The 21,380-nt window shown below is 71.6% G+C and carries 19 protein-coding genes and 2 pseudogenes; 13 read left to right on the top strand and 8 right to left on the bottom strand.

What is annotated here, in order from left to right:
* Positions 1-399: 399 nt before the first annotated feature.
* A pseudogene (locus ABD401_RS16855) lies at positions 400-474 on the top strand (VOC family protein); the annotation flags it as partial.
* A gap of 43 nt (positions 475-517) precedes the next feature.
* Here ABD401_RS16855 and ABD401_RS16850 read toward each other — a convergent pair.
* Together ABD401_RS16850 and ABD401_RS16845 are read right to left on the bottom strand one after the other, a co-directional pair.
* Positions 518-703 carry a GatB/YqeY domain-containing protein gene (locus tag ABD401_RS16850; protein ID WP_344606821.1) on the bottom strand — a complete coding sequence of 62 codons (186 nt, stop codon included), beginning with the start codon at positions 701-703 and terminating at the stop codon, positions 518-520.
* Positions 700-1,305 carry a TetR/AcrR family transcriptional regulator gene (locus ABD401_RS16845; RefSeq protein WP_344606817.1) on the bottom strand — a complete coding sequence of 202 codons (606 nt, stop codon included), beginning with the start codon at positions 1,303-1,305 and terminating at the stop codon, positions 700-702. The genes ABD401_RS16850 and ABD401_RS16845 overlap by 4 nt, the downstream gene beginning before the upstream one ends.
* Positions 1,306-1,396: 91 nt before the next feature.
* Here ABD401_RS16845 and ABD401_RS16840 point away from each other — a divergent pair, with 91 nt between their 5' ends.
* The gene (locus ABD401_RS16840) at positions 1,397-2,275 is read left to right on the top strand and encodes a homocysteine S-methyltransferase family protein (RefSeq protein WP_344606815.1); all 879 of its coding nucleotides are present in this window, start codon (positions 1,397-1,399) and stop codon (positions 2,273-2,275) included.
* Positions 2,276-2,303: 28 nt separating this feature from the next.
* Positions 2,304-3,041, top strand: a complete 738-nt coding sequence (locus tag ABD401_RS16835) for an alpha/beta fold hydrolase (protein WP_344606813.1) — start codon at positions 2,304-2,306, stop codon at positions 3,039-3,041.
* 36 nt (positions 3,042-3,077) lie between these two features.
* On the opposite strand, the gene ABD401_RS16830 is transcribed toward ABD401_RS16835, so the two are convergent.
* Positions 3,078-3,737, bottom strand: a complete 660-nt coding sequence (locus ABD401_RS16830; protein ID WP_344606811.1) for a DUF6226 family protein — start codon at positions 3,735-3,737, stop codon at positions 3,078-3,080.
* 59 nt (positions 3,738-3,796) lie between these two features.
* Positions 3,797-4,372: a peroxidase-related enzyme gene (locus ABD401_RS16825; RefSeq protein ID WP_344606809.1), complete on the bottom strand. Its 576-nt coding sequence runs from the start codon at positions 4,370-4,372 to the stop codon at positions 3,797-3,799.
* Positions 4,373-4,424: 52 nt separating this feature from the next.
* Between ABD401_RS16825 and ABD401_RS16820 the strand changes: the two genes are divergently transcribed.
* From ABD401_RS16820 to ABD401_RS16810, 3 genes are all read left to right on the top strand, one after another.
* Positions 4,425-5,180 carry a L,D-transpeptidase family protein gene (locus ABD401_RS16820; protein WP_344606807.1) on the top strand — a complete coding sequence of 252 codons (756 nt, stop codon included), beginning with the start codon at positions 4,425-4,427 and terminating at the stop codon, positions 5,178-5,180.
* A gap of 121 nt (positions 5,181-5,301) precedes the next feature.
* Entirely contained in the window at positions 5,302-6,027 is a 726-nt protein-coding gene (locus tag ABD401_RS16815) for a Clp protease N-terminal domain-containing protein (RefSeq protein ID WP_344606805.1), read from the top strand.
* A 163-nt stretch (positions 6,028-6,190) separates the two neighbouring features.
* Positions 6,191-7,078 carry a hypothetical protein gene (locus ABD401_RS16810; protein ID WP_344606803.1) on the top strand — a complete coding sequence of 296 codons (888 nt, stop codon included), beginning with the start codon at positions 6,191-6,193 and terminating at the stop codon, positions 7,076-7,078.
* A gap of 69 nt (positions 7,079-7,147) precedes the next feature.
* On the opposite strand, the gene ABD401_RS16805 is transcribed toward ABD401_RS16810, so the two are convergent.
* Positions 7,148-9,364 carry an MMPL family transporter gene (locus tag ABD401_RS16805; RefSeq protein WP_344606801.1) on the bottom strand — a complete coding sequence of 739 codons (2,217 nt, stop codon included), beginning with the start codon at positions 9,362-9,364 and terminating at the stop codon, positions 7,148-7,150.
* A gap of 202 nt (positions 9,365-9,566) precedes the next feature.
* On the opposite strand from ABD401_RS16805, the gene ABD401_RS16800 reads away from it, so the two are divergent.
* Entirely contained in the window at positions 9,567-10,847 is a 1,281-nt protein-coding gene (locus ABD401_RS16800) for a sensor histidine kinase (RefSeq protein ID WP_344606799.1), read from the top strand.
* Between the two features lie 13 nt (positions 10,848-10,860).
* Positions 10,861-11,508 carry a response regulator gene (locus ABD401_RS16795; protein WP_019877772.1) on the top strand — a complete coding sequence of 216 codons (648 nt, stop codon included), beginning with the start codon at positions 10,861-10,863 and terminating at the stop codon, positions 11,506-11,508.
* Here ABD401_RS16795 and ABD401_RS16790 read toward each other — a convergent pair.
* Together ABD401_RS16790 and ABD401_RS16785 are read right to left on the bottom strand one after the other, a co-directional pair.
* Positions 11,490-12,731 (bottom strand): MFS transporter, encoded by a 1,242-nt coding sequence (locus tag ABD401_RS16790; RefSeq protein ID WP_344606796.1) that lies wholly within the window; start codon positions 12,729-12,731, stop codon positions 11,490-11,492. The two genes, ABD401_RS16795 and ABD401_RS16790, sit on opposite strands and share 19 nt — an antisense overlap.
* The gene (locus ABD401_RS16785) at positions 12,728-15,736 is read right to left on the bottom strand and encodes a bifunctional [glutamine synthetase] adenylyltransferase/[glutamine synthetase]-adenylyl-L-tyrosine phosphorylase (RefSeq protein ID WP_486387614.1); all 3,009 of its coding nucleotides are present in this window, start codon (positions 15,734-15,736) and stop codon (positions 12,728-12,730) included. The genes ABD401_RS16790 and ABD401_RS16785 overlap by 4 nt, the downstream gene beginning before the upstream one ends.
* Positions 15,737-15,779: 43 nt before the next feature.
* Here ABD401_RS16785 and ABD401_RS16780 point away from each other — a divergent pair, with 43 nt between their 5' ends.
* The gene (locus tag ABD401_RS16780; protein ID WP_344606794.1) at positions 15,780-16,289 is read left to right on the top strand and encodes a PadR family transcriptional regulator; all 510 of its coding nucleotides are present in this window, start codon (positions 15,780-15,782) and stop codon (positions 16,287-16,289) included.
* Positions 16,290-16,547: 258 nt separating this feature from the next.
* On the opposite strand, the gene glnA is transcribed toward ABD401_RS16780, so the two are convergent.
* Positions 16,548-17,885, bottom strand: coding sequence for a type I glutamate--ammonia ligase (gene glnA, locus ABD401_RS16775; RefSeq protein WP_344606792.1), 1,338 nt, complete (start codon positions 17,883-17,885; stop codon positions 16,548-16,550).
* A gap of 108 nt (positions 17,886-17,993) precedes the next feature.
* Between glnA and ABD401_RS16770 the strand changes: the two genes are divergently transcribed.
* The 4 genes and pseudogenes from ABD401_RS16770 to ABD401_RS16755 form a co-directional block, all read left to right on the top strand.
* Positions 17,994-18,935 carry a hypothetical protein gene (locus ABD401_RS16770; RefSeq protein WP_344606790.1) on the top strand — a complete coding sequence of 314 codons (942 nt, stop codon included), beginning with the start codon at positions 17,994-17,996 and terminating at the stop codon, positions 18,933-18,935.
* A 49-nt stretch (positions 18,936-18,984) separates the two neighbouring features.
* Positions 18,985-19,218 (top strand): annotated as a pseudogene (locus ABD401_RS16765) (transposase); the annotation flags it as partial.
* 66 nt (positions 19,219-19,284) lie between these two features.
* A complete protein-coding gene (locus ABD401_RS16760) occupies positions 19,285-20,838 on the top strand; it encodes an IS1182 family transposase (RefSeq protein ID WP_344606788.1) in 1,554 nt (517 codons plus the stop codon).
* An 89-nt stretch (positions 20,839-20,927) separates the two neighbouring features.
* Positions 20,928-21,380: transposase domain-containing protein (locus ABD401_RS16755; protein ID WP_344606786.1), on the top strand; the 453-nt coding region annotated here is incomplete at its 3' end.

The raw sequence follows: 21,380 nt of genomic DNA, 5'->3' as shown, positions 1-21,380 counted from the left end.
GCGCCGACTGCACAATCTCCCGTTCTGACTGGCCATCAGCGCTTCGCTAAGTCAGCGGCATTGGGGTCGACCCCGAACAACGCCCGAGACGTAACGCCCACTGGCAACTCGTCCGCGACGGCCTCAAACTCCCACCCGACGAGGACAACCCCGACCGCGGGCCGTGACCCGAAGCCGCACGGTACTGGTTTGACTCCTTGCTGCGCCACGTCGACGAGCTGGCAATGGTCTGCGACCTGCTGGCGCTGACGTTCGACACCCACGACCCGCGGCTGGCCCGGCTCTGGGGCGGGCTGCTGGGCTGGGAGACCAAGCCCACGGGCCCGGACGCTCGTCCCGGCCGGCGCCACCGTCGCGCTCGAGGTCGAGCGACTCCTCGCTCTCGGCGCCACGCCGACATCGGACAGGGACGTCGACTGGGCGGCGCTCGCCGATCCCGACGGCAACGAGTTCTGCGTCCTGCCGCGGGAGTGACCGCACTGGAGATGTCATCTCCAGTGCAGGCCTTACGGCACCGTCAGGCCGGAAGGTAGACCTGGAGGGCGGCGGCCTCGGCCCGGCGGCCGGCGGCGTGGGCGGCGACGATCGCCTCGGCGTTGTCGATCGCGGCCAGCGTGGTGCGCAGCGCGCTGACGACCTCGGGCTTCGCCTTCATCGCCGCCACCAGGTCGGCGCGGAGCCGCGCACGGAGATCGCTCGTCACGCGATAAGACCTTCCACCAGCTGGCGGAAGACGCGGAGCTGACCCCGCATCGGGTCGGCGGAGCGGAAGGTGCGGCAGAGCAGGTAGCCGCCCTCGAAGGTGGCGAACAGGTGGTCGGCGAGGTCGTCGGCGTTGACCTTCCGGCCCAGGCCGCGGGCCCGGAGAGCAGCGCGCAGGAGCGCCGCGAACTCGACGCGCCAGCCGACGATGGCGCGCTCGACGGCACCGGAGGTGGTGTCGTCGAGGAGGTCCTTCTCGGTGAGCACCGCGAGGTAGAGGCAGGCCGAGTCGGCGGAGACGAGCTCGACCGCCCACTGCTCGTAGTACCGGAGAAACCCGAGGACGCGTTCGACCGGATCGGTCACGTCGGCGACGGCGTCCAGGCCCTTCTGAAGCATCGACAGGTCGGCCTCGACGTAGCGCTCGACCAGCGCCTGGGACAGCGCCCGCTTGGTGGCGAAGTGATGGAAGAACGACCCCTTCGAGGTGCCCGAGGCCTCGATGATCTGGTCCACGGACGTCGCGGCGATGCCGTTGGTCTCGAAGAGTTTCTCGGCGGCGTCGAGGATCCGCTCCTTGGTGGCTGTTCCGTCGCGGGGCATTAATCCATTGAACCAGACCAGACGGTCTGGTACGAATGACCCCGCTACCTAACCAGACCAAACAGTCTGGAACGACTCAAGGGAGACGAAGATGCTGCAGTGGGTCACCGACGGCGGACTGGAGACCGACCTGCTGTTCCATCACGGGGTCGACCTCCCGGAGTTCGCGGCGTTCCCTCTCGTCGAGGACTCGAACGGCCGAAAACTGCTCACCGACTACTTCGTGCAGTACGCCGCGATCGCCGCGGCGGCCGGCGCCGGGCTCGTGCTCGAGACACCCACCTGGCGGGCGAACGCGGACTGGGGCGCCAAGGTCGGCTACGACGCGGCGGCGCTCGACCGGGTCAACCAGGCCGCGGTCGATCTCGTTCGCAGCACACCCACGGACGTTCCGCTTCGCGTCAGCGGCTCCATCGGTCCGCGCGGTGACGGCTACGTCGCCGCGGGCACCGAGGCGGACGAGGCGGCGGAGTACCACGCCCCGCAGATCAACGCCTTCGCCGCCGCCGGCGTCGACGTCGTGCACGCCATGACGATGACCGGCCCCGCTGAGGCGATCGGCATCGTGCGCGCCGCGCGCGCCGCGGGCCTGCCGGTCGGCATCTCGTTCACCGTCGAGACCGACGGCCGCCTGCCTGACGGCACGCCCCTGAGCGCTGCGGTCGCCTCGGTCGACGCGGCGGCCGCACCGGACTGGTTCGGGGTCAACTGCGCGCACCCGACCCACGTCTCCCCCGGCCTCGACGGCGGGGACTGGCAACAGCGGATCACGACGTTCCGCCCGAACGCGTCGACCCTCACCCACGAGGAGCTCGATGCGATGGAGATTCTCGACGAGGGCGACCGCCCCCTGCTGCGGTCCTCGACCGAGGCCCTGCTCGCGACCCTGCCGAGCGTCACCACCCTCGGCGGGTGCTGCGGGACCGACGCCTCCCACGTCGCACTCCTGTGGGGAGTGCAGCAGGCCTGACGGGGAGAATGAGCGTGTGGATCTCCCCGTGCAGCACTTCCGAGGCCGTGACGGTGCCGAGCTCGCGTACCGGGAGGTGGGTGATGGGCGGCCGCTGGTCCTGATCCACGGGTTCTTCTCGAACGGGTTCGTGAACTGGATCAAGTACGGGCACGCGGCGGCGCTGGCCGAGCGCGGGTTCCGGGTGGTGATGCCGGACCTGCGGGCCCACGGGGAGAGCGCGAAGCCCCACGAGGCGTCGGCGTACTACCCGGACGTGCTCGCCGAGGACGGCGAGGCGCTCCTGGAGCACCTCGGGCTGACCGACTACGACCTCGGCGGGTACTCCCTCGGGGCGCGGACGGTCGTGCGGATGCTCGTGCGCGGGGCCCGGCCGCGGCGGGCGATCGTCGCCGGCATGGGCCTCGACGGCATGCTCCACCCGCTGCGCAACCGCCAGCACTTCGTCGACGTCCTCACCGCGACCGAGGCCTACCCGCACGGGACGCCGGAGTTCCTCACCCAGGCGTTCCTCCGCACGACCGGCGGGGACCCGAAGGCACTGGTGCACGTCGTCGACACGCAGGTCGCCAACTCCCCCGCGGACCTCGCGGCGATCGACGTGCCCACCGCCGTGATCCTCGGGACCGAGGACGACAACGGCTCGGGCCCCGGCCTCGCCGACGCCCTCGGCGAGGGCTACTTTCTCCCGATCCCGGGCACCCACATGGGTGCGGTCACCCGCCCCGAGCTCGCCGCCGCGATCGGCGACTTCCTCACGGACTGACGCACCGGCCGACGCACCGGCCAGGCTGCGGGCCCGTCACCACCACCGGGCGCCGTAGACCGACGGGTACTGGGACTTGCCGGCGCGGACGTCGGCGAAGAGCTGCTCGAGGTCGGAGGTGGTCTGACCGGCGAGCTGGCCGTCGACGACCGGGCCCTGCGGCGAGGTGTGGATGGTGAACTGGTCGGCCGTCACGTGGACGAGCTGGCCGCTGACGATGTTCATGACGATGTCGTCGAAGTCCTGGAGCAGCAGGTCCGACCCGATGTCACAGGCGTCGCAAGCGCACTGGGGCTGCAGCGAGATGACAGCGGCAGGCTCCCCCGCACCGACGACGACGTACGCCTCGGGCTCGCCCATCAGCCAGCCGAAGCCGAACACCAGGGGCACGGAGGCGGCCTTCTTCGGGCGCAGCCGAACGATGCGGATGTCCGGCGGCGTCTCCGGGAGCTCCTGCCACAGCTCGTCGGCCGGCTCCAGGTTCTCCCGCTCGGCCAGACCCGTCTGGGTCAGCGCCTCGCACCAAGCCTCGGCGCGGGCGGCGAGAATCCGGAACTTGGCGGGGTCGTCGCACTTTTCGAAGTCGGCGTCGTCCGGGGGTTCACCGCCCGGGCGGGGGTCCTCCCAGCCCGGGGTGTGCACGCCGACCTTCTTGAACGCGTCGCGCGTCGCCGCGCGCAGAACCGAGGAATCCACGGCGAAGACCTTACGTCCGCCGGGGCCGAAATGCGCGGGACCGGGCGCCGAGCGGGCGATCAGCGCGGCAGACGGCCCATCGCGAAGAACTCGTCGTTCGGCTCGATCGCCCCGAGGTGCGCCAGCCGGTTCGACATCGCGAACAGGGCCGTGATCGCCCCGATGTCCCAGATCTCGTCGTCCGTCAGCCCCGCGGCCCGGGCCAGATCGAGATCGTCGGCGGTGAGCTGGTCGGACGCGGTGGCGATAATCAGCGCCAGGTCGACGATCGCCCGCTGACGCGGGGTCAGCGCGACCGTGTACGGGTTCGCCGCGACGCGGTCGGCGATCTGCGGGTCCTTCGCCCGGATCCGCAGCACCGCCCCGTGCGCGACGACGCAGTACGTGCAGTTGTTCGCGGCCGACGTCGCGACGACGATGAGCTCCCGCTCCGCGCGGGACAGTCCTTCGTCGGAGTCCATGAGCGCGTCGTGGTAGTCGAGGAAGGCACGCAGCTCGCGTGGACGCGTCCCCAGCGCACGGAAGACGTTGGGCACGAACCCCGACTTCTCCGCGATGGGGGCGATCCGCTCCCGCAGGTCCTCCGGCAGGTCGTCGAGCTCCACGTGGCCGAATCGGCTGATCTGCTCCGTCATGGCCGCGACGCTACGCCAGACAATCCGGGTTCGCGCCTGCAAGAATCCGCCCATGCGACGCAGGACGGCGGTATCCGGGTCGATCGGCCTGTCGGTGGCGCTCGCGATCGCCCTGGCCCCGAACGCGCCGGCGACCCCGGTGGCGGCGCCCGCGCCCGCCGCCCCGGCGGCCGTGTGGCAGACCTGCAAGGTCAAGCTCGGCGGGGTGTCGATGACCGTGCCCGCGACCGAGAAGACGCGGACGGTCGTCGACCAGATCAGCCGCCAGCGGGCCCGCCTGACCTTCTGGGTCCGGGACGACACCCCGTGCGGGTTCACCAAGGTCGTCGGGACGCGGAAGGCCTGGCTGGGCGCGAACGGCGTCATGAGCGGCAAGACCCGCCGCCAGGGCACGCTGACGACCCCGACCGGCACCTACACGATGACCGAGGCCTTCGGCATCGCCCCGAATCCCGGTACCGCCCTGCCGTACCACCGGGTCCGCAAGGGCGACTGGTGGGTGCAGGACAACAACTCGAAGTACTACAACCACCTGCGCAACGAGAAGCAGGGCGGGTTCGCCGTCACGACCCGTGGCGCGAACGGCTCCGAGCGCCTCCTCGACTTCGGCAAGCAATACGCCCACGTCGTCGTTCTCAACTTCAACCGCGCCCCCGACAAGCGGGTCCGCAAGCGGGGCTCAGGGATCTTCCTCCACGTCAACAGTGGGAAGGGCCCGACCGCCGGCTGCGTCTCGATCACCAAGGCCCAACTCGTGACGATCCTGTCCCACCTGCAGTCCGGCGACCGGATCACGATCGTCCGCTGACCCGCCCTGCACTAGAGATGTCATCTCCAGTGCAGGCGGCCCTCTGCACTGGAGATGACATCTTTAGTGCAGGCGTCAACTCGTGGTTGACGATAGCGTCAACTCGAGGTTGACTCGGGGCATGACGAAGCCGACCAAGCTCGACCCACCCGTCCGGCTCGACGAACTCATCGACGCGATCAAGCAGGTCCACGAGGACCCGCTGGAGCAGCTGACCGACGCCGTGCTGGCGGCGCAGACCCTGAACGAGACCGCCGACCACCTGATCGGGCACTTCGTGGACCAGGCCCGCCGGTCCGGGGCGTCGTGGACGCAGATCGGCGAGGCGATGGGCGTCTCGAAGCAGGCCGCTCAGAAGCGGTTCGTGCCCAAGGAGCCCGCGACGCCGGCGGACATGGACCCGAGCGCCGGGTTCGCGAAGTTCACCCCGCGGGCGCGCAACGTCGTGGTCTCCGCGCAGAACGAGGCGCACAAGGCGAAGAACACCAAGATCACCCCGGCGCACCTGGTCCTGGGACTGCTGTCCGAGCCGGAGAGCCTGGCGATGATGGCGATGAAGACCTACGGCGCGGACGCCGACGCGGTCCGGGCGGCCGCGACGGCGGTGCTCCCCCCGGCCGCGGAGGAGAGCCCGGCGCTGATCCCGTTCGACTCCGACGCGAAGAAGGCCCTGGAGCTGACGTTCCGTGAAGCGCTGCGCCTCGGCCACAACTACATCGGGACCGAGCACCTGCTGCTCGCCCTGCTCGAGAGCGAGAACGGCTCCGGCGTCCTGTCCGGGTTGGGCCTGGAGAAGGAACGCATCGAGGCCGACCTCGTCGCGATGCTGAACTCGCTCCACGCCTGAACCCCGCCCGAGCAGCGCCCGATCCGTCCCGGAATCGATCCGTTCGCCACCCGGCGCGTCACGGATCGGCGACGTCGGTGAACGAAACGCACCCCCGTGGCGTCCTCGTGCCAGGAAGGCGCAAGCGTCAGGATGGGCGCGGCCGTTACGGGAGGGACAAGCGATGAAGCGGATGGTCGCGGCAGCCGGGGTCAGCCTGATGCTGATGCTCGGTGCGTGCGGGGGCGACGACGACAAGGTCGAGGCCGCGAACGACGCCGGCGGAACCAGCGCGCCCGCGGGCGGCGACACCGCGCAGGACGCCCCGGCGAGCTCCGACGCGATGCCCGGCTCGGACACCCCCGAGGAGGGGACTCCCGAGATCGTGAAGCCGCGCCCGGGGATGGACAACCTGCGCCCGGTGGTCTGGGAGAAGGCCGAGTCGCTCAGCCCGCGCAAGGTGCTCGTCACCTTCTACGGCGGTGTCGAGCCGTGCGACGTGCTCGACTCGGTGAAGGTGAAGTACGGGGCCAAGAACGTCACGATCAGCCTGTACTCCGGCTCGGACCCGAAGCAGCCCGACGCGGTCTGCATCGAGATCGCGAAGCTCAAGGCCGTCGAGGTCGACCTGTCCGAGGACCTGGGTGACCGTCAGATCGCGGACGGCGCGCCGGACGCGGACACCAAGAGCAGCACGTCCGGCGGCAAGGCCGACCCCGGCACCCCGCCGGACGCTCCCGCGGGCAAGATGCGCGGGGACGCCCCAGCAGTCGCCCTGACGCCGAAGGCCGGTCAGGCCAACGTCCGCGGGATCACGTGGGACCGCTACGAGATGATCGACTCCGACACCGTGCGGATCTACTTCATGTCCGGGGTCGAGCCGTGCTCGGTCCTCGACAGCGTCAAGGTGGTCTACGCCAAGGAAGTCATCCGCATCGCGGTCTTCGAGGGCAGCGACCCGAAGCAGCCGAACGCCGTGTGCCCGGCCCTCGCCCGGTTCGCCTACACGGACGTGGACCTGAAGGAGGCGGTCGGCGACCGCGAGGTCGTGGACGACCAGCAGACCGACTGACGCACCCGCAACGACCGAACGGCCCCGCCGGGACCTTCCCCGGCGGGGCCGTTCGCGTGTTCGGGCTCCTCAGCGCGTCAGCGACACCGGCTGTCCGTAGACCGGGTCGAGGACCTCACCCACGACCGGCGCGACCGGGCGGACCGGCCGGCGCCGGCCCCAGTTGCGGTCACCGAGCAGGGTCATGACGGCCGGCAGCAGGACGATGCGGATCAGCGTGGCGTCGATCGCGACCGCGGCGGCGAGGCCGACCCCCATCTGTTTGAAGTCCATCATCGACAGCGTCGCGAAGACCGCGAACACGGCCACCATGATCGCCGCGGCGCTCGTGACCACGCCGGCGGTGCGGGTGATCCCGTGCCGGACGGCGGCGGTGGTGTCAATGCCGTCCTCCACCGCCTCGCGGATCCGCGAGACGACGAAGACGTGGTAGTCGGTCGACAGGCCGAACAGGATCACCAAGGCGAACATCGGGATCCAGGCCTCGATCGCGCCGACGCCCTGCGTCCCGAACAGGCCCGCCCCCCAGCCGTGCTGGAACACCGCCGTCATGACGCCGAACGCCGCGCCGACCGAGAGCAGGTTGAGCACCAGCGAGGTCGCGCCGACGACCCACGAGCGGAACGCGAACGCCATCACCGCGAAGGTGATCAGGCCCAGCCCGAGCAGCACCGGGATCAGCCCCTTGCGCAGCTGGTGGTCGAAGTCGACGCTCGACGCGAGCATCCCGCCGACGTACGCCTCCGCGCCCTCCCCCAGCGCCGCGGCGCCGAGGGTGTCCGGCACGACCTCGTTCCGGAGCTCGTTCAGCGCCGCCTTGGAGATGTCATCTCCACCGTCGCCGGCGAGCGGGACGTCGATCGTGACGATGCCTTGGTCCTGATGGGTCGTCACCTCGACCGGCTGCCCGAAGCTGTCCGAGGCTCCGACCCGGTCACGGAAGGCCGCGAGGGCCTGATCCACGCGCGGGTCGGCGGGGTCGGCGACCTTGACGACGACCTGCGCCGGCAGCGGACCGGTCGGGAACGCACGGGTGAGCTCGCCGTACGCCACGGCGATCGGCGCACCGGGCGCCTGCTGCTCGACGTCCAGCTCCTCGGTGTTCATCGTGACCGCCGGCAGCGCGAGCAGGATCAGCGCACCCACGCCGAGACCGACCGCCGCCTTCGGGCGCCCCGTCACCGGCTTCAGCACGGTGCCCACCCAACGCCCGCCGCGGCCGCTCGGGGTCCGGGCCGGACGTCGCGTCAGTTTCCGCGCCCAGGACGCGGGGCGCCCGGCCTCGACACGGTCGCCGAGGAGGGAGAGCACCGCCGGCAGCACCGTGACCGAGCCCAGCATCGCGACGCAGACGACCGTGATCGTCCCGGCGGCGAAGCCCTCGAACAACGACAGGCCCGTGAAGAACATGCCCGCCATCGCCGCCATGACCGTGAGGCCCGAGACGAGGACCGAGTGCCCCGAGGTCTGGGCGGCGATCGCCAGCGCGGTCTCGGCGTCCCGGCCGGCGGCACGCTCCTCGCGCTCGCGGCGCAGGTAGAACATGGCGTAGTCGACACCCACGGCGAGGCCCATCAGCAGCATCACCGACGCGGTGGCCTCCTCGACCGGCACGAGCTGGCTGACCACCCCGAGCAGGCCGAGGGCCGCGACGAACGCGGTCACCGCGAGCAGCACCGGGATCACCGCCGCCACCAGGGCGCCGAAGGCGACGAGGAGGATGCCGAGGGCGAGCGGGACCGCCGTCCACTCCGCCTTCGCGAAGTCCTTGGCGATGATCTCGGTGAACCAGCTCTCGACGGTCGCGTCCCCAACGCGGTGCACCTCCAGCTCGGGGTGCCCGGCGATCACGGCGTCGACGACGTCGAACACCGGCTGTGCGTTCTTCTCCTCGACCGCGGTGTCGTAGTCCCCCGCCAGGTCGAACCGGACGAGCCCGTCGCGGCCGTCGGCCGAGGGCAGAGTCTCGTCGATCGAGGCGACCTGCGCGAGCTCGCGCAGCTTCCCGGTCAGCTCGCCGGCGGCGGCCCGCCAGCCGTCGGGCTCGACGCTGTGCAGGAGGACGAGCTCGGAGGCCGGGTTCTCGATCCCGGACTCGGCCAGGATGCGCTCGGCCCGCGCCGAGTCCCCCGCACCGATCTCGTGGTCGGCCAGTTCCTTCTGCCCGACCATGCCCCCGAGCAGGGTGGCGAACACGACGAACAGCAACCAGCCGGCGATGGCCGACTTGCGGTGGCGGGCGCTCCAGCCACCCAGACGGGCGGCGACGCCCCCGTGCGTCTTCATCTCGCGGATCCCTTCAACGAACTCTGACGGCCCGTCCGGAACCGCCCTCCACCGATGCTCGGGAAATCCGCTGCTCGCCCCCAGCCGTCCACCACCCGTATCCGCGGGAGGAAGGTCCCGGCCGAGGGTGTACTCAGGTACACCCCGGAATCCGGGTGTCGGGGCCAGTGCTTCGCTCCGCCCGGGGCACGATGCTGGAGTCATGTCGCAGCCCACCACCACCGAGCCGACGGCGGCCGACTTCGCCCGCCGCGGCGGCTTCGCCACCCTGCGGCTGCTCGCGCTGGCCGTGCTCGTGCCGCCGGTCGCACTGTTCCTGTTCGTCCTCACCGTGGTGTCGCTGGCGCTGATTCCGGCGCTCGGCATCGGGCTGTTCGTCGTCCCGCTCGTCGCGATGCTGAACCGCTCGTTCATCGACTTCGTGCGGCGGCTGGGGCCGACCTGGTTCGGCGGCGCGGTCGACCGGCCCTACAAGCCGGCGCCGATCCTCGGCGGGCCGGTCCGCAAGGCGGGCTGGGTGCTCGGCGACCCGGCGACCTGGCGGGACCTGCTCTGGCTCCTGTGGTCCGCGACGTTCGGCTTCGCCCTGGCCCTGCTGCCCGTCGCCGTCGTGGGGCAGGGCATCTACGGCTGGGTGCTCAGCGCCGGGGTCTGGCGGCCGATCTACGAGAGCGGCGGCGGTGAGTGGTACGCCTTCATCAAGGTCACCAGCTGGTCGCGCGCGTTCGGCGCCGGCCTGCTCGGCACCTCCTTCGTCCTGCTCGGCCTGACCCTCGCGCCGTACGCGCTGCGCCTGAGTGGCGCGATCACCCGCAGCCTGCTCGCCCCGACGAAGGAGCAGGCCCTGCGCCGGGTGAGTGAACTGACCGAGACCCGAAGCGCCGCCGTCGACGTCTCGGCCGCGGAGATCCGCCGGATCGAGCGCGACCTCCACGACGGCGCCCAGGCCCGCCTCGTCGCGATGGGCATGAGCCTCGGGGCCGCGGAGCACCTGATGGACTCGGACCCCGAACGCGCGAAGGCGATGATCGCCGAGGCCCGCACGGCCTCGGTGGCCGCACTGAACGAACTCCGCGACCTGGTGCGGGGCATCCTGCCGCCGGTGCTCGCCGAGCGTGGTCTGGGCGACGCGGTCCGCGCGCTGGCGCTCGCCTCCCCCGTGCCGACGGAGGTCACCGTCACCCTGCCGACGCGACTGCCCGACCCCGTCGAGTCCGCGGCCTACTTCGCGGTCTCCGAGGCCCTGACGAACGCGATCAAGCACGCCCGCGCCAGCCGCATCTGGATCGATCTAGGCCACGACGGGCAGACGCTGCGCATCACCGTCGGCGACGACGGCTCCGGCGGCGCCGACCCGACCCGCGGCACCGGGCTGGCCGGGGTCGCGAAGCGCCTGTCGACCTTCGACGGCCGGATCGATCTCGCGAGCCCGGCCGGCGGCCCGACGCTGATCACGATGGAGGTTCCCGCCGCCGCCCGGTAGCTAGGGTGAACGGATGCGGGTCGTGCTGGCGGAGGATCTCTTCCTGCTCCGCGACGGTCTGATCCGGCTGCTCGAGGCCTACGGGTTCACGATCGCGGCGGCCGTCGACAACGGGCCCGACCTGGTCACGGCGCTGCGCGAGGAGAAGCCCGACGTCGCGGTCGTCGACGTCCGGCTGCCACCCACGCTCACCGACGAGGGCCTGCAGGCCGCGCTCGAGGCGCGGCGGCACACGCCCGGGCTGCCGATCCTCGTCCTGTCCCAGCACGTCGAGCAGCTCTACGCGCGCGAGCTGCTGGCCGACGGCAACGGCGGGATCGGGTACCTCCTCAAGGACCGCGTGCTCGACGCCGATCAGTTCGTCGACGCGGTGCGCCGGGTGGCCGAGGGCGGGACCGCCATGGACCCGCAGGTCATCGCCGCACTCCTCGCCCGCCCCGCCCGGCAGACCCCGCTGGGCGAACTGACGCCCCGTGAGCACGAGGTGCTCGGGCTGATGGCCGAGGGCCGTTCCAACGCCGCGATCGCCGCCAAGCTCGTCGTCACCGAACGCGCCGTCGCCAAGCACACCGCGAACATCTTCGCCAAGCTCAACCTGCCGCCGAGCGACGACGACAACCGCCGCGTGCTCGCGGTGCTCGCCTACCTCGACGGCTCCTGACTCGACTCCGCGGGGGCGGGGTCGAGGACCGCGTCCAGTTCCCGGCCGGGCCACGCGAGGTGGGCGGCGAGGAGGACGAACAGGCCGAGGGTCCCGGCGGCGAAGACCGAGTCGGCGGGGGTGAACACGTCCGCGGCCCAGCCGGCGAGCACGAACGAGATCGCGATCGCGGCGTTGAACCCGGCGGCCGCGAGTCCGCCCACCGCACCGCGGCGTTCGGCCGGGGTCAGCAGCGTCACGACGACCATGATCGGCAGCAGGAACGCCTGGCAGATGCCGGCCGCGAACCACAGCGCCATCGTCGGGTACACGCCGAGGTCGAGGCCGGAGAGCAGCAGCGGGACGCAGCCGGCCGCGAGCAGCGGCCGGATCATGCGGACCGCGATGATCGGCGGGTAGCGCGCGATCAGCCACGCACCGAGCGCGGCACCCGCCGGCAGGGACGCGATCAGCGCTCCGCCCATGCGTTCGGAGTCGTGCTCGACGGCGTAGGCGAGCGCCACCGCCTCGGGCGCGATCAGCACTCCACCGGCCGCCCAGCCGAGCGCGATGAACACCCGCCGGACCGGGTCGTCGAGCACCGACCGCACGGCGACGCGGACGTCCGGGCCGCGCGGGGCCCCGGCAAGCGCCGCCGGGCGGTGCTGGACGCCGACGAGCAGGATGACCGCGGAGACCAGGTAGCTGGCGACGTCGAGCCACAGCGCGAGCTGCGCCGACGCCCCGTACGCGACCAGACCGCCCAGCGCGAGCCCGACGGTCTGGTTCAGCTGGAACAGCGTGCGGGAGATGCCCGAGCCGGCGTGGAAGTCGGCCGGGTCGGTCAGGACGTCGGGGACCAGCGCCGCGCGGGCGGCGTCGAAGGGCGCGCTGAAGAGCTCCGCGAACAGCAGCAGACCGGTGAGCAGCCACAGCGGCGCCTCGGTGGCGACGGACAGCGCGAGCACGGCGACCACGACGGCCCGGGCGAGGTCGCACCAGATCATCAGCGCGCGGCGCGGGAGCCGGTCGGCGAGCGGACCGAGGGCGACGGACCCGACGATGCCGGGCAGGTAGCTCACCATGAACGCCAGCGCCGAGTACAGGGCGCTGCCGGACCGTTCCAGCACGATCCCGGCGACGGCGACGCGAGCGAACTGGTCACCGATCTCCCCGGTGACCTGTGCCGCGATCAGGGAACGGAACTCGGCGTGCCGCCAGGGCCGTCCCCGGCCCTCACTCACCCGTAGAACACCCGCTCCACGACCGTACGCGCGTGGCGCGTGACACGGCGGTAGTCGTCGAGCATCCGGCCGGTCTCGTCCACCGGGTACCCGAGGATCCGCGCGATCGAGGACTGCTCCCGGCCGCCGGTCGGCGGGCTGTCGGCCGGACGACCGCGGACCAGCATGATCGCGTTGCGGATGCGCGTCGCGAGCTTCCAGGCCGCGGTCAGTTCCTCGGCGTCCGCGGCGGTGAGCAGGTCGTGCTCGCGCGCGACCTCGAGCGTGGCGAGCGTCCGGGTGGTCCGGAGCCCCTCGATCTTCGCGCCGTGCTGCAACTGCAGGAGCTGCGCGACCCATTCGACGTCCGCGAGCCCGCCGCGGCCGAGCTTGGTGTGGATCGACGGGTCGGCCCCGCGGGGCAGCCGCTCGGACTCGACGCGCGCCTTGATCCGCCGGATCTCCCTGACCTGATCCTCCGTCAGACCACCGACGGGGTAACGCAAGGGGTTGATCAGCGCCGTGAACCGCTCGCCGAGTTCCGCGTCACCCGCGACGAACTCGGCCCGCAGCAGCGCCTGGGCCTCCCAGACGCTCGACCAGCGCGAGTAGTACTGCTCGTACGACGCCAGCGACCGCACGAGCGGACCGTTGCGGCCCTCGGGGCGCAGGTCGGTGTCCACCTCGAGCGGCGGCTCGGGCGCCTGCATCTGCATCAGCCGGCGCAGCTCGTTGGCGATCGCGTGCGCCGCGTCGGTCGCCGGCTTGTCCTCGACGAAGGGCATCGGCTCGTGGACGAACATGACGTCCGCGTCGCTGGCGTAGCTCATCTCGTGACCACCGAGCCGGCCCATGGCGATGACCGCCATGCGGACGACGGGGTCGCCCTCCCCCACCACCGACCGCGTGGCCGCGGCGAACCCGCCGGCGAGCGTCGCGGCGACGACGTCGCTGAGCGACTCACAGACGGCGGTCACGTCGATCAGGCCGAGCGCGTCCGCGGCGGCGATCCGGAACTGCTCGCGCCGGCGGATGCCGCGGACCGCGATGGCGGCCGCCTCGGCGTTCTGCGCCCGGGCCACCGCCGCGTTCACCTCGGTGAGCAGCGCGGCGCGGTCGCGGGGCCGCAGGTCGGCGTCGTCGGCGAGCATCTGGATCGCCTCGGGCGCGCGCTGGAGCAGCTCCGCGGCGAACCGCGAACTGGCGAGCAGGTGCGCGAGCCGCTCGGCGGCCATGCCCTCGTCCCGCAGCAGGCGCAGGTACCAGGGCGTCTCGCCGAGGGCGTCGGAGACCTGACGGAACGCCAGCAGGCCCGCGTCGGGGTCGGGCGCGTCCGCGAACCAGCCGAGCATCGCCGGCAGCAACTGGCGCTGGATCGACGCCCGCCGGCTCAGGCCGGACGTCAGCGCCTCCAGGTGCCGCAGCGCGCCCGCCGGGTCGGCGTAGCCGAGGGCGGAGAGGCGGGCCCGCGCCGCCTCGGTCGTCAGGCGGGTCTCGGCCTCGGAGACGCGGCTGACGGCCATGAGCAGCGGGCGATAGAAGAGCTTCTCGTGCAGGCGGCGGACCTCGTGCGCGTGCTTGCGCCAGGTCTCGGTGAGCTCCGCCTTCGGGTCGCCCTTGAGACCCATGGCGCGGCCGAGGCGCCGCATGTCGGCGTCACCGTCCGGGAGCACGTGCGTCCGCCACAGCTTGTAGAGCTGGATGCGGTGCTCGAGCGTGCGCAGGAACCGGTAGGCCTCGTCGAGCCGGGCGGCGTCCTCGCGGCCGACGTAGCCACCCTGGGAGAGCGCGGCCAGGGCGGAGAGCGTCGTCCCGCTGTGCAGGGTGTCGTCACCGCGGCCGTGCACCATCTGCAGCAACTGGACCGCGAACTCGACGTCGCGCAGGCCGCCCGGGCCGAGCTTGATCTGCCGCTCCGCCTCGGCGGGCGTGAGCGTCGCCTCGACGCGCTTGCGCATCGCCTGGACGTCGGCGACGAAGTTCTCGCGGTTCGCGGCCTTCCAGACCAGCGGCCCGACCGCCTCCATGTACGCCTTGCCGAGCGCGCGGTCCCCCGCCACCGGCCGCGCCTTCAGCAGCGCCTGGAACTCCCAGGTCTTCGCCCAGCGCTCGTAGTACGCGACGTGACTGGCGAGGGTACGGACCAGCGGACCCTGCTTGCCCTCGGGCCGCAGAGCGGCGTCGACGGGCCAGATCGTGCCCTCCGCCGTCGAGGCGGAGCAGGCCTTCATCATCGCCGAGGCGAGCTGCGTCGCCGTCCGCATCGCTGACGCCTCGTCAGGTTCGCCCTGACCCTCGATCTCCCGGGGTTCGGCCACGAACACGACGTCGACGTCGCTGACGTAGTTCAGCTCCCGGCCCCCGCACTTGCCCATGCCGATGACGGTGAGCCGGCACCGCGGGGCGTCGTCCGGCAGGCCCGCGCGGGCGATCGCCAACCCGGCTTCGAGGGTGGCGGCGGCGAGGTCGGCGAGTTCGGCCGAGACCTCCTCCAGACCGGACCCGCCGGTCAGGTCGCGGGCCGCGAGGCGGAGCAACCAACGGCGGTACGCGACCCGGAGCCGGTCGTAGGTCGTCTCCCCCGCGTCGTCGGCCACCGGCTCGGCCTCGTCCGGGTTCGCCCCGACGGCCTCGAGCATCGCGGCGCGCAGGTAGTACGGCGTGTCCGGGTTCCCGGCGTCCTTCTCCAGCAGCCGCCAGTCCTCGGGGTGGCGGAGCAGGAACTCGCCGAGGGCCTGCGAGGCGCCCAGCACCGCGATCAGACGGCGCCGGAAGACCTCGGAGCGCTCGAGCGCCGCGCGCAGCTCGCCGGCGTCGGTCACCTCGGCGAGGGCCGTCAGCGAGGCCAGGGCCAGGTCGGGGTCACCGGCGTCGGCGAACGCGGCGAGCCGGTCGGGACGGGACGCGAGGTCCAGGCCCGGCAGCGCCATCTGCCGCAGCGCCTGCGCTCGATCCTGGAACCCCATCCGGGCCAGGAGCGCCTCGGTCGTGGCCGTTCGGGAACGGAACGGTTCTGGCGCGCTCACGGGGATCAACTTAGTGCGGCCCGGTCGATGAAATGCTGGAGCCGTGGAGTTGCAGGTTCATGCTCGCGTCGTGCTCGGCGTCCTGTGCGTCGAAGGACCGGCGCACGGCTTCGCCCTCGCGCGCATGCTTTCGCCCGAGGCCGAGCTCGGTCGCGCCTGGTCGGTGTCGCGACCGCAGGTCTATCGGGCGATCGAGCAGCTCGCCGACGCCGGCTACGCGCAGGCGGGCGAGCTCGAGACCGGCTCCCGCGGCCCGGGCCGCACTCCGTTCCAGGTCACCCCGGCCGGCTCCGCTGCCGCCCGCGAGTGGCTCGACCAGCCCGTCGACCATCTCCGCGACGCCCGGTCCGAGCTGCTGATCAAGCTGATGCTGCGCGAGCGGATGGGCCTGCCCCGCTCCCCGTTCGTCGACGAGCAGTACCAGGTCTTCGCCGACCTCACCGAGGCCCTGAGCAAGCGCTCCGACGCCGACCCCGACGACCTCGTCGCCATCTGGCGCGCCGAGATGGCCCGCGGCGTCCTGTCCGCGATCCAGCGCCTCCGCCGCCGCTGATGTCAAAAAAAGGGTGACACCCCTTACTGCGCAGTAAGGGGTGTCACCCTTTTTTTGACAACCGCTGTCGACGTCCGCGTGTGACGGCCGCGGGGGCCCGGGCGCGGCGCAGGCCCTGGAGGAATCCGCCCGATTCCCTCTCAGGGCCTGCGTGAAGGGTGCCGCGCCGCCGGCGTCGTTCATGTCGTAGTTGCACTGTAACTTCCGATTAGTCACAGTGCAACTACAACTTTGTGTGGTCCTGACGACAGGTGCGGGCTAGAGCACCGGCAGGTACCGGTCGAGCTCGAACGGCGTGACCTGCATCCGGTACTCCTCCCACTCCCGCCGCTTGTTGCGGAGGAAGAAGTCGAAGACGTGCTCCCCGAGCGTCTCGGCGGCGAGCTCGCTGCGCTCCATCAGGGCGATGGCCTCGGCGAGGTTCTGCGGCAGCGGGTCGATGCCGAGCGCGCGGCGCTCGGAGGACGACAGCGACCAGACGTCGTCCTCGGCGCCGGGCGGGAGCTCGTAGCCCTCGTCGATGCCCTTGAGGCCGGCGGCCAGCAGCAGGGCGTAGGCGAGGTAGGGGTTGCAGGCCGAGTCGATCGACCGGACCTCGACGCGGGTCGACTGGCCCTTGGTCGGCTTGTACATCGGCACGCGGACCAGCGCGGACCGGTTGTTGTGTCCCCAGCAGATGTACGCCGGAGCCTCGCCGCCGCCCCAGAGGCGCTTGTAGGAGTTCACCCACTGGTTGGTGACCGCGGTGATCTCGGCCGAGTGCTTGAGCAGACCGGCGATGAACGCGCGGCCCACCTTCGAGAGCTGGTACTCGGCGCCCGCCTCGTAGAAGGCGTTCCGGTCGCCCTCGAACAGCGAGAGGTGCGTGTGCATGGCCGAGCCGGGGTGCTCGGTGAAGGGCTTCGGCATGAACGAGGCGAAGACGCCCTGCTCGAGACCGACCTCCTTCATGACCATGCGGAACGTCATGATGTTGTCCGCGGTCGAGAGCGCGTCGGCGTAGCGGAGGTCGATCTCCTGCTGGCCGGGACCACCCTCGTGGTGGCTGTACTCGACCGAGATCCCCATCGACTCCAGCATCGTGATCGCGTGCCGCCGGAAGTCGTGGCCCGCGCCGTGGATGGTGTGGTCGAAGTAGCCGCCGTGATCGATCGGCGAGGGGCGCTCACCGGTCGCCGGGTGCTTGTCGAACAGGTAGAACTCGATCTCGGGGTGGGTGTAGAAGGTGAACCCCAGGTCGCTGGCCTTGGCGAGCGTCCGCTTCAGGACGTACCGCGGGTCGGCGAAGCTGGGCGTCCCGTCCGTCTGAAGGATGTCGCAGAACATGCGGGCGGTCCCGGGCGCCTCGGCGCGCCACGGCAGCACCTGGAAGGTGGCCGGGTCCGGCTTGGCGAGCATGTCGGACTCGTGGACGCGGGCGAAGCCCTCGATCGCCGAGCCGTCGAAGCCGATGCCCTCGGCGAAGGCCGCCTCGAGTTCCGCCGGGGCGATCGCCACCGACTTCAGGAAGCCGAGGACGTCCGTGAACCACAGTCGGACGAAGCGCAGGTCGCGCTCCTCAAGGGTGCGCAACACGAATTCGGTCTGCTTGTCCATACGCGCCATTCTCACGGATAACACCTGTCGGGGTGCAGCCTGACCGGCCGGTGTTTCGTCGCGGTTACAGACCGGCCTCACGGGAGTGGCACGCTGGGGGAAGTGACCATGGGCACGCAGACGACGCGCCGGACGCACCGGCACCGCTACCTGGCCGTGGGCGCGACGGCGGTGGTGGGCTTCGTCGCGCTCGGTCTCGCGCTGCCCGACAACACCCCGGACCCCCGGCTGATGCCCGACCCGGCGGACCGCACCCAGGCCCCGCTGACCGACCCGCTGCAGGCCACGGCCCCGTGGCGGGCGTTCCCGGTGGGCGCCGCCCAGCGGCCCCTGCTGGTCTTCGACCCGGTCACGATCCCGACCGCGCTGCGCTCGGACCCCGACCGGCTGCGCGGCCGTTGGGTCCTGCCGGACCGTCTGACGACCAGCCCGCCGCGCCTGGACGGGTTCGGCGTCACGTCCGCCGAGGAGGCGGTCGCGATGCTCCGCCGGGCCCTGGCCGGAGTGTTCCGCGACGAGCAGCTCCGGACGGCCGACCCGAGCGCCGAGCCGGTGACCGTCAGCGCGATCCGCCTGACGCGCCGGACGTTCGACACCGACCGGGGTCGCCGGACGCTCCCGGCCTGGGCGATCACCTTCGGACCGCGCATGGTCGCGCCCGCGATCGTGCTCGCGGTGACCGACGACGCCCTGTACCCGTCGCCGGTCCCCACCGACGCCGAGGGCGACGTCACCCTCAGCCCGGACGGGCGGCGGCTCACGTACTCGTTCCTCGGGGCGGCGTCCGGCCAGGGGAACTGCCGCGCCGACTACACCCCGGTGTTCCTCGAGACCGCGACCGCCGTGGCGATCGGGGCGGTCGAGCACCGCAAGGGACACAGCCGGCAGGCGAACTGCCGGATGTCGGCCTACCGCCGCTCGGTGTCGGTCACGCTCACGGCGCCGTTGCACAACCGCGTCGTCGTGACCTACGCCTACGGCGCCCCGCTGCCCGTCCGGCCGGACGGCACCTACCGCTGGTACCGCCCGGCGACGGGCACCGGCCGCTAGGGCGTGTTGATCAAGTGATCTGAGGGGAAGTTCGGCCAGGCTCGGGGTCATGGTCAGGCAAGAGATCTCGGATGAGGAATGGGCGGTGATCGCTCCGCTGCTGCCGGTCGCAGTCGGCCGTAGCCGGCCGTGGCTGGATCACCGCGCGGTGGTCGAGGGGATCGTGTGGCGGTTCCGCACGGGTGCTCCGTGGCGGGACGTTCCCGAGCGGTTCGGGCCGTGGAACACGATCTACAAGCGCTTTGACCGGTGGGCTCGCGATGGCACCTGGGATCGGCTGCTAGGACTCCGCTGAATAATCCGCGCGCCGGGCGTGCGGCGGGTCGGCCCGTCTCGAGATGATTTGTGGGTGCAGGGGCGAGCTGAACCGCAGCGGGATTTGTTGGACGTGGAGTCGGTGGCGGGGCATCTGCTCAAGCCGGGCAGTGTGTTCGCGTTCCTGGCTGAGCATCGGGGGCGGTTGTTCCCGGAGGCGATGTTCGCGGACTTGTTCCCCTCGGGTCGGGGCCGTCCGAGCCTGCCGGGCGAGGTAATGGCCACCGTGATCACGTTGCAGGCGTTGCACGGGCTCTCGGATGCCGAGACGGTGGAGGCGGTGACCTTCGATTTGCGGTGGAAGGCCGCGTGCGGGTTGGCGGTCACGGCGGGCGGGTTTCATCCGACGACGTTGACGGTGTGGCGGGCCCGGTTGCGGGCCAGTGAGCGTCCGGAGCGGATCTTCGACGCGGTCAAGACCGTGATCGCTCAGACCGGGGCGCTGGCCGGTAAGACGCGGCGGGCGCTGGACTCCACGGTGCTCGATGACGCGGTGGCCACCCAGGACACCGTCACCCAGCTGGTCGCCGCGATCCGCCGGGTGGGCCGGGAGGTCCCCGGCGCCGCGACGGTGATCGCCGAGCACTGCGCCGGGCACGATTACGCCGATCCGGGCAAGCCGGCGATCGCCTGGGACGACCAGGACGCGCGCGAGGCGCTGATCGGGGCACTGGTCGGTGACGCGCACCGCCTGCTCGGGTATCTGCCGCAGGTCGAGCACGGCCCGAAGGCCGCCGAAGCGCTGGCGCTGCTGGCCCTGGTCGCCGGGCAGGATGTCGAACCGGTCGAGGGCTCCGATGGCACCGACGGGCGGTGGCGGATCGCGCAGCGGGTCGCCCCGGACCGGGTGATCTCGACCGTGGATCCCGAGGCCCGCCACGCGCACAAGACTGTGACGCGTCGTCAGGACGGGTTCAAAGCGCACCTGGCCACCGAACCAGACACCGGCCTGATCACCGACTGCGCGCTGACCAAGGCCTGCGGTGCCGGGCCCGACGGGCAGCCGGTCAGCGAGGCCCGGGTCGGGCTGGACCTGCTCGCCGCCGAGAGCGAACCGGTGCGGGTGCTGGCCGATTCCGCCTACGGATCCGGGGGATTCCGCGCGCACCTGGCCGAACACGGGCACGTTGACCTGGTCAAACCCGCACCTTGTCGCGCCGCGATCCCAGGCGGGTTCAACGTCGATGACTTCACCGTCGACCACGCCGCCCGCACCGCGACCTGCCCAGCAGGAAACACCCGCACGATCAGCGCAGCAGGCAACGCCAAGTTCGGGGCGGCCTGCGGGCAGTGCCCGCTACGCGCGCGGTGCACCCGAAGCCGTAGCGGCAAGACCCTCAAGATCCGCGAGCACGACGCCCGCCAACGCGCCGCCCGGCAGGCAGCGAGGGAACCGGCCTGGCAGGCCGAATACCGCCGCCACCGCCCGATGGTCGAACGCTCGATCGCCTGGCTTACCGCCAGCGGCAACCGCAAGGTCCGCTACCGCGGCGTGGCCCGCAACGACCAATGGCTCCGCCACCGCGCCGCCGCACTCAACCTGCGCCGACTTCTCACCCTCGGCCTGACCCCAATGCCGCTGACTTAGCGAAGCGCTGATGGCCAGTCAGAACGGGAGATTGTGCAGTCGGCGCGGCGGCTGTTAATCGGGGCAATGGTTCGTTAACGTCCGGCGCCGTGACAGCTGAGCCGTCGGATCAGCCGAGGTTGACCGACTCGGTGGGCCTTGGGGTGTTGACCAGCCTCGTGCCGCGAGACCTTGTCGATGACGTGTTGGGGATGACGCGCAAGACCGAGCAACGCAACCGGTTGCTGCCCGCTCGGGTGGTCGTTTACTGGGTACTCGCGCTGACGCTGTTCTATGGCGACGCCTATGAAGAGGTGATGCGTAAGCTTGTCGGCGGGCTGCGATTCCTGCGTTCCTGGCGCTCGGACTGGACAGTTCCGACGACTGGGGCCATGGCGCGTGCCCGGGCCCGGCTGGGCGAGGAGCCGATGGCCGAGCTGTTCTCGCGTGTCGCGCAGCCCATCGCGGGACCGGGTTCGCCGCGGGCCTGGTATCGCGGTTTGCGCGTGATGGCCATCGACGGGGTTGTGCTCGACGTTCCCGACACTCCCAGCAACGCCGAG

The organism is Sporichthya brevicatena, assembly GCF_039525035.1.
GTDB lineage: Bacteria > Actinomycetota > Actinomycetes > Sporichthyales > Sporichthyaceae > Sporichthya > Sporichthya brevicatena.
Note: the sequence above shows the minus strand (reverse complement) of the source record. Positions and strands in the feature narration are given on the sequence as shown.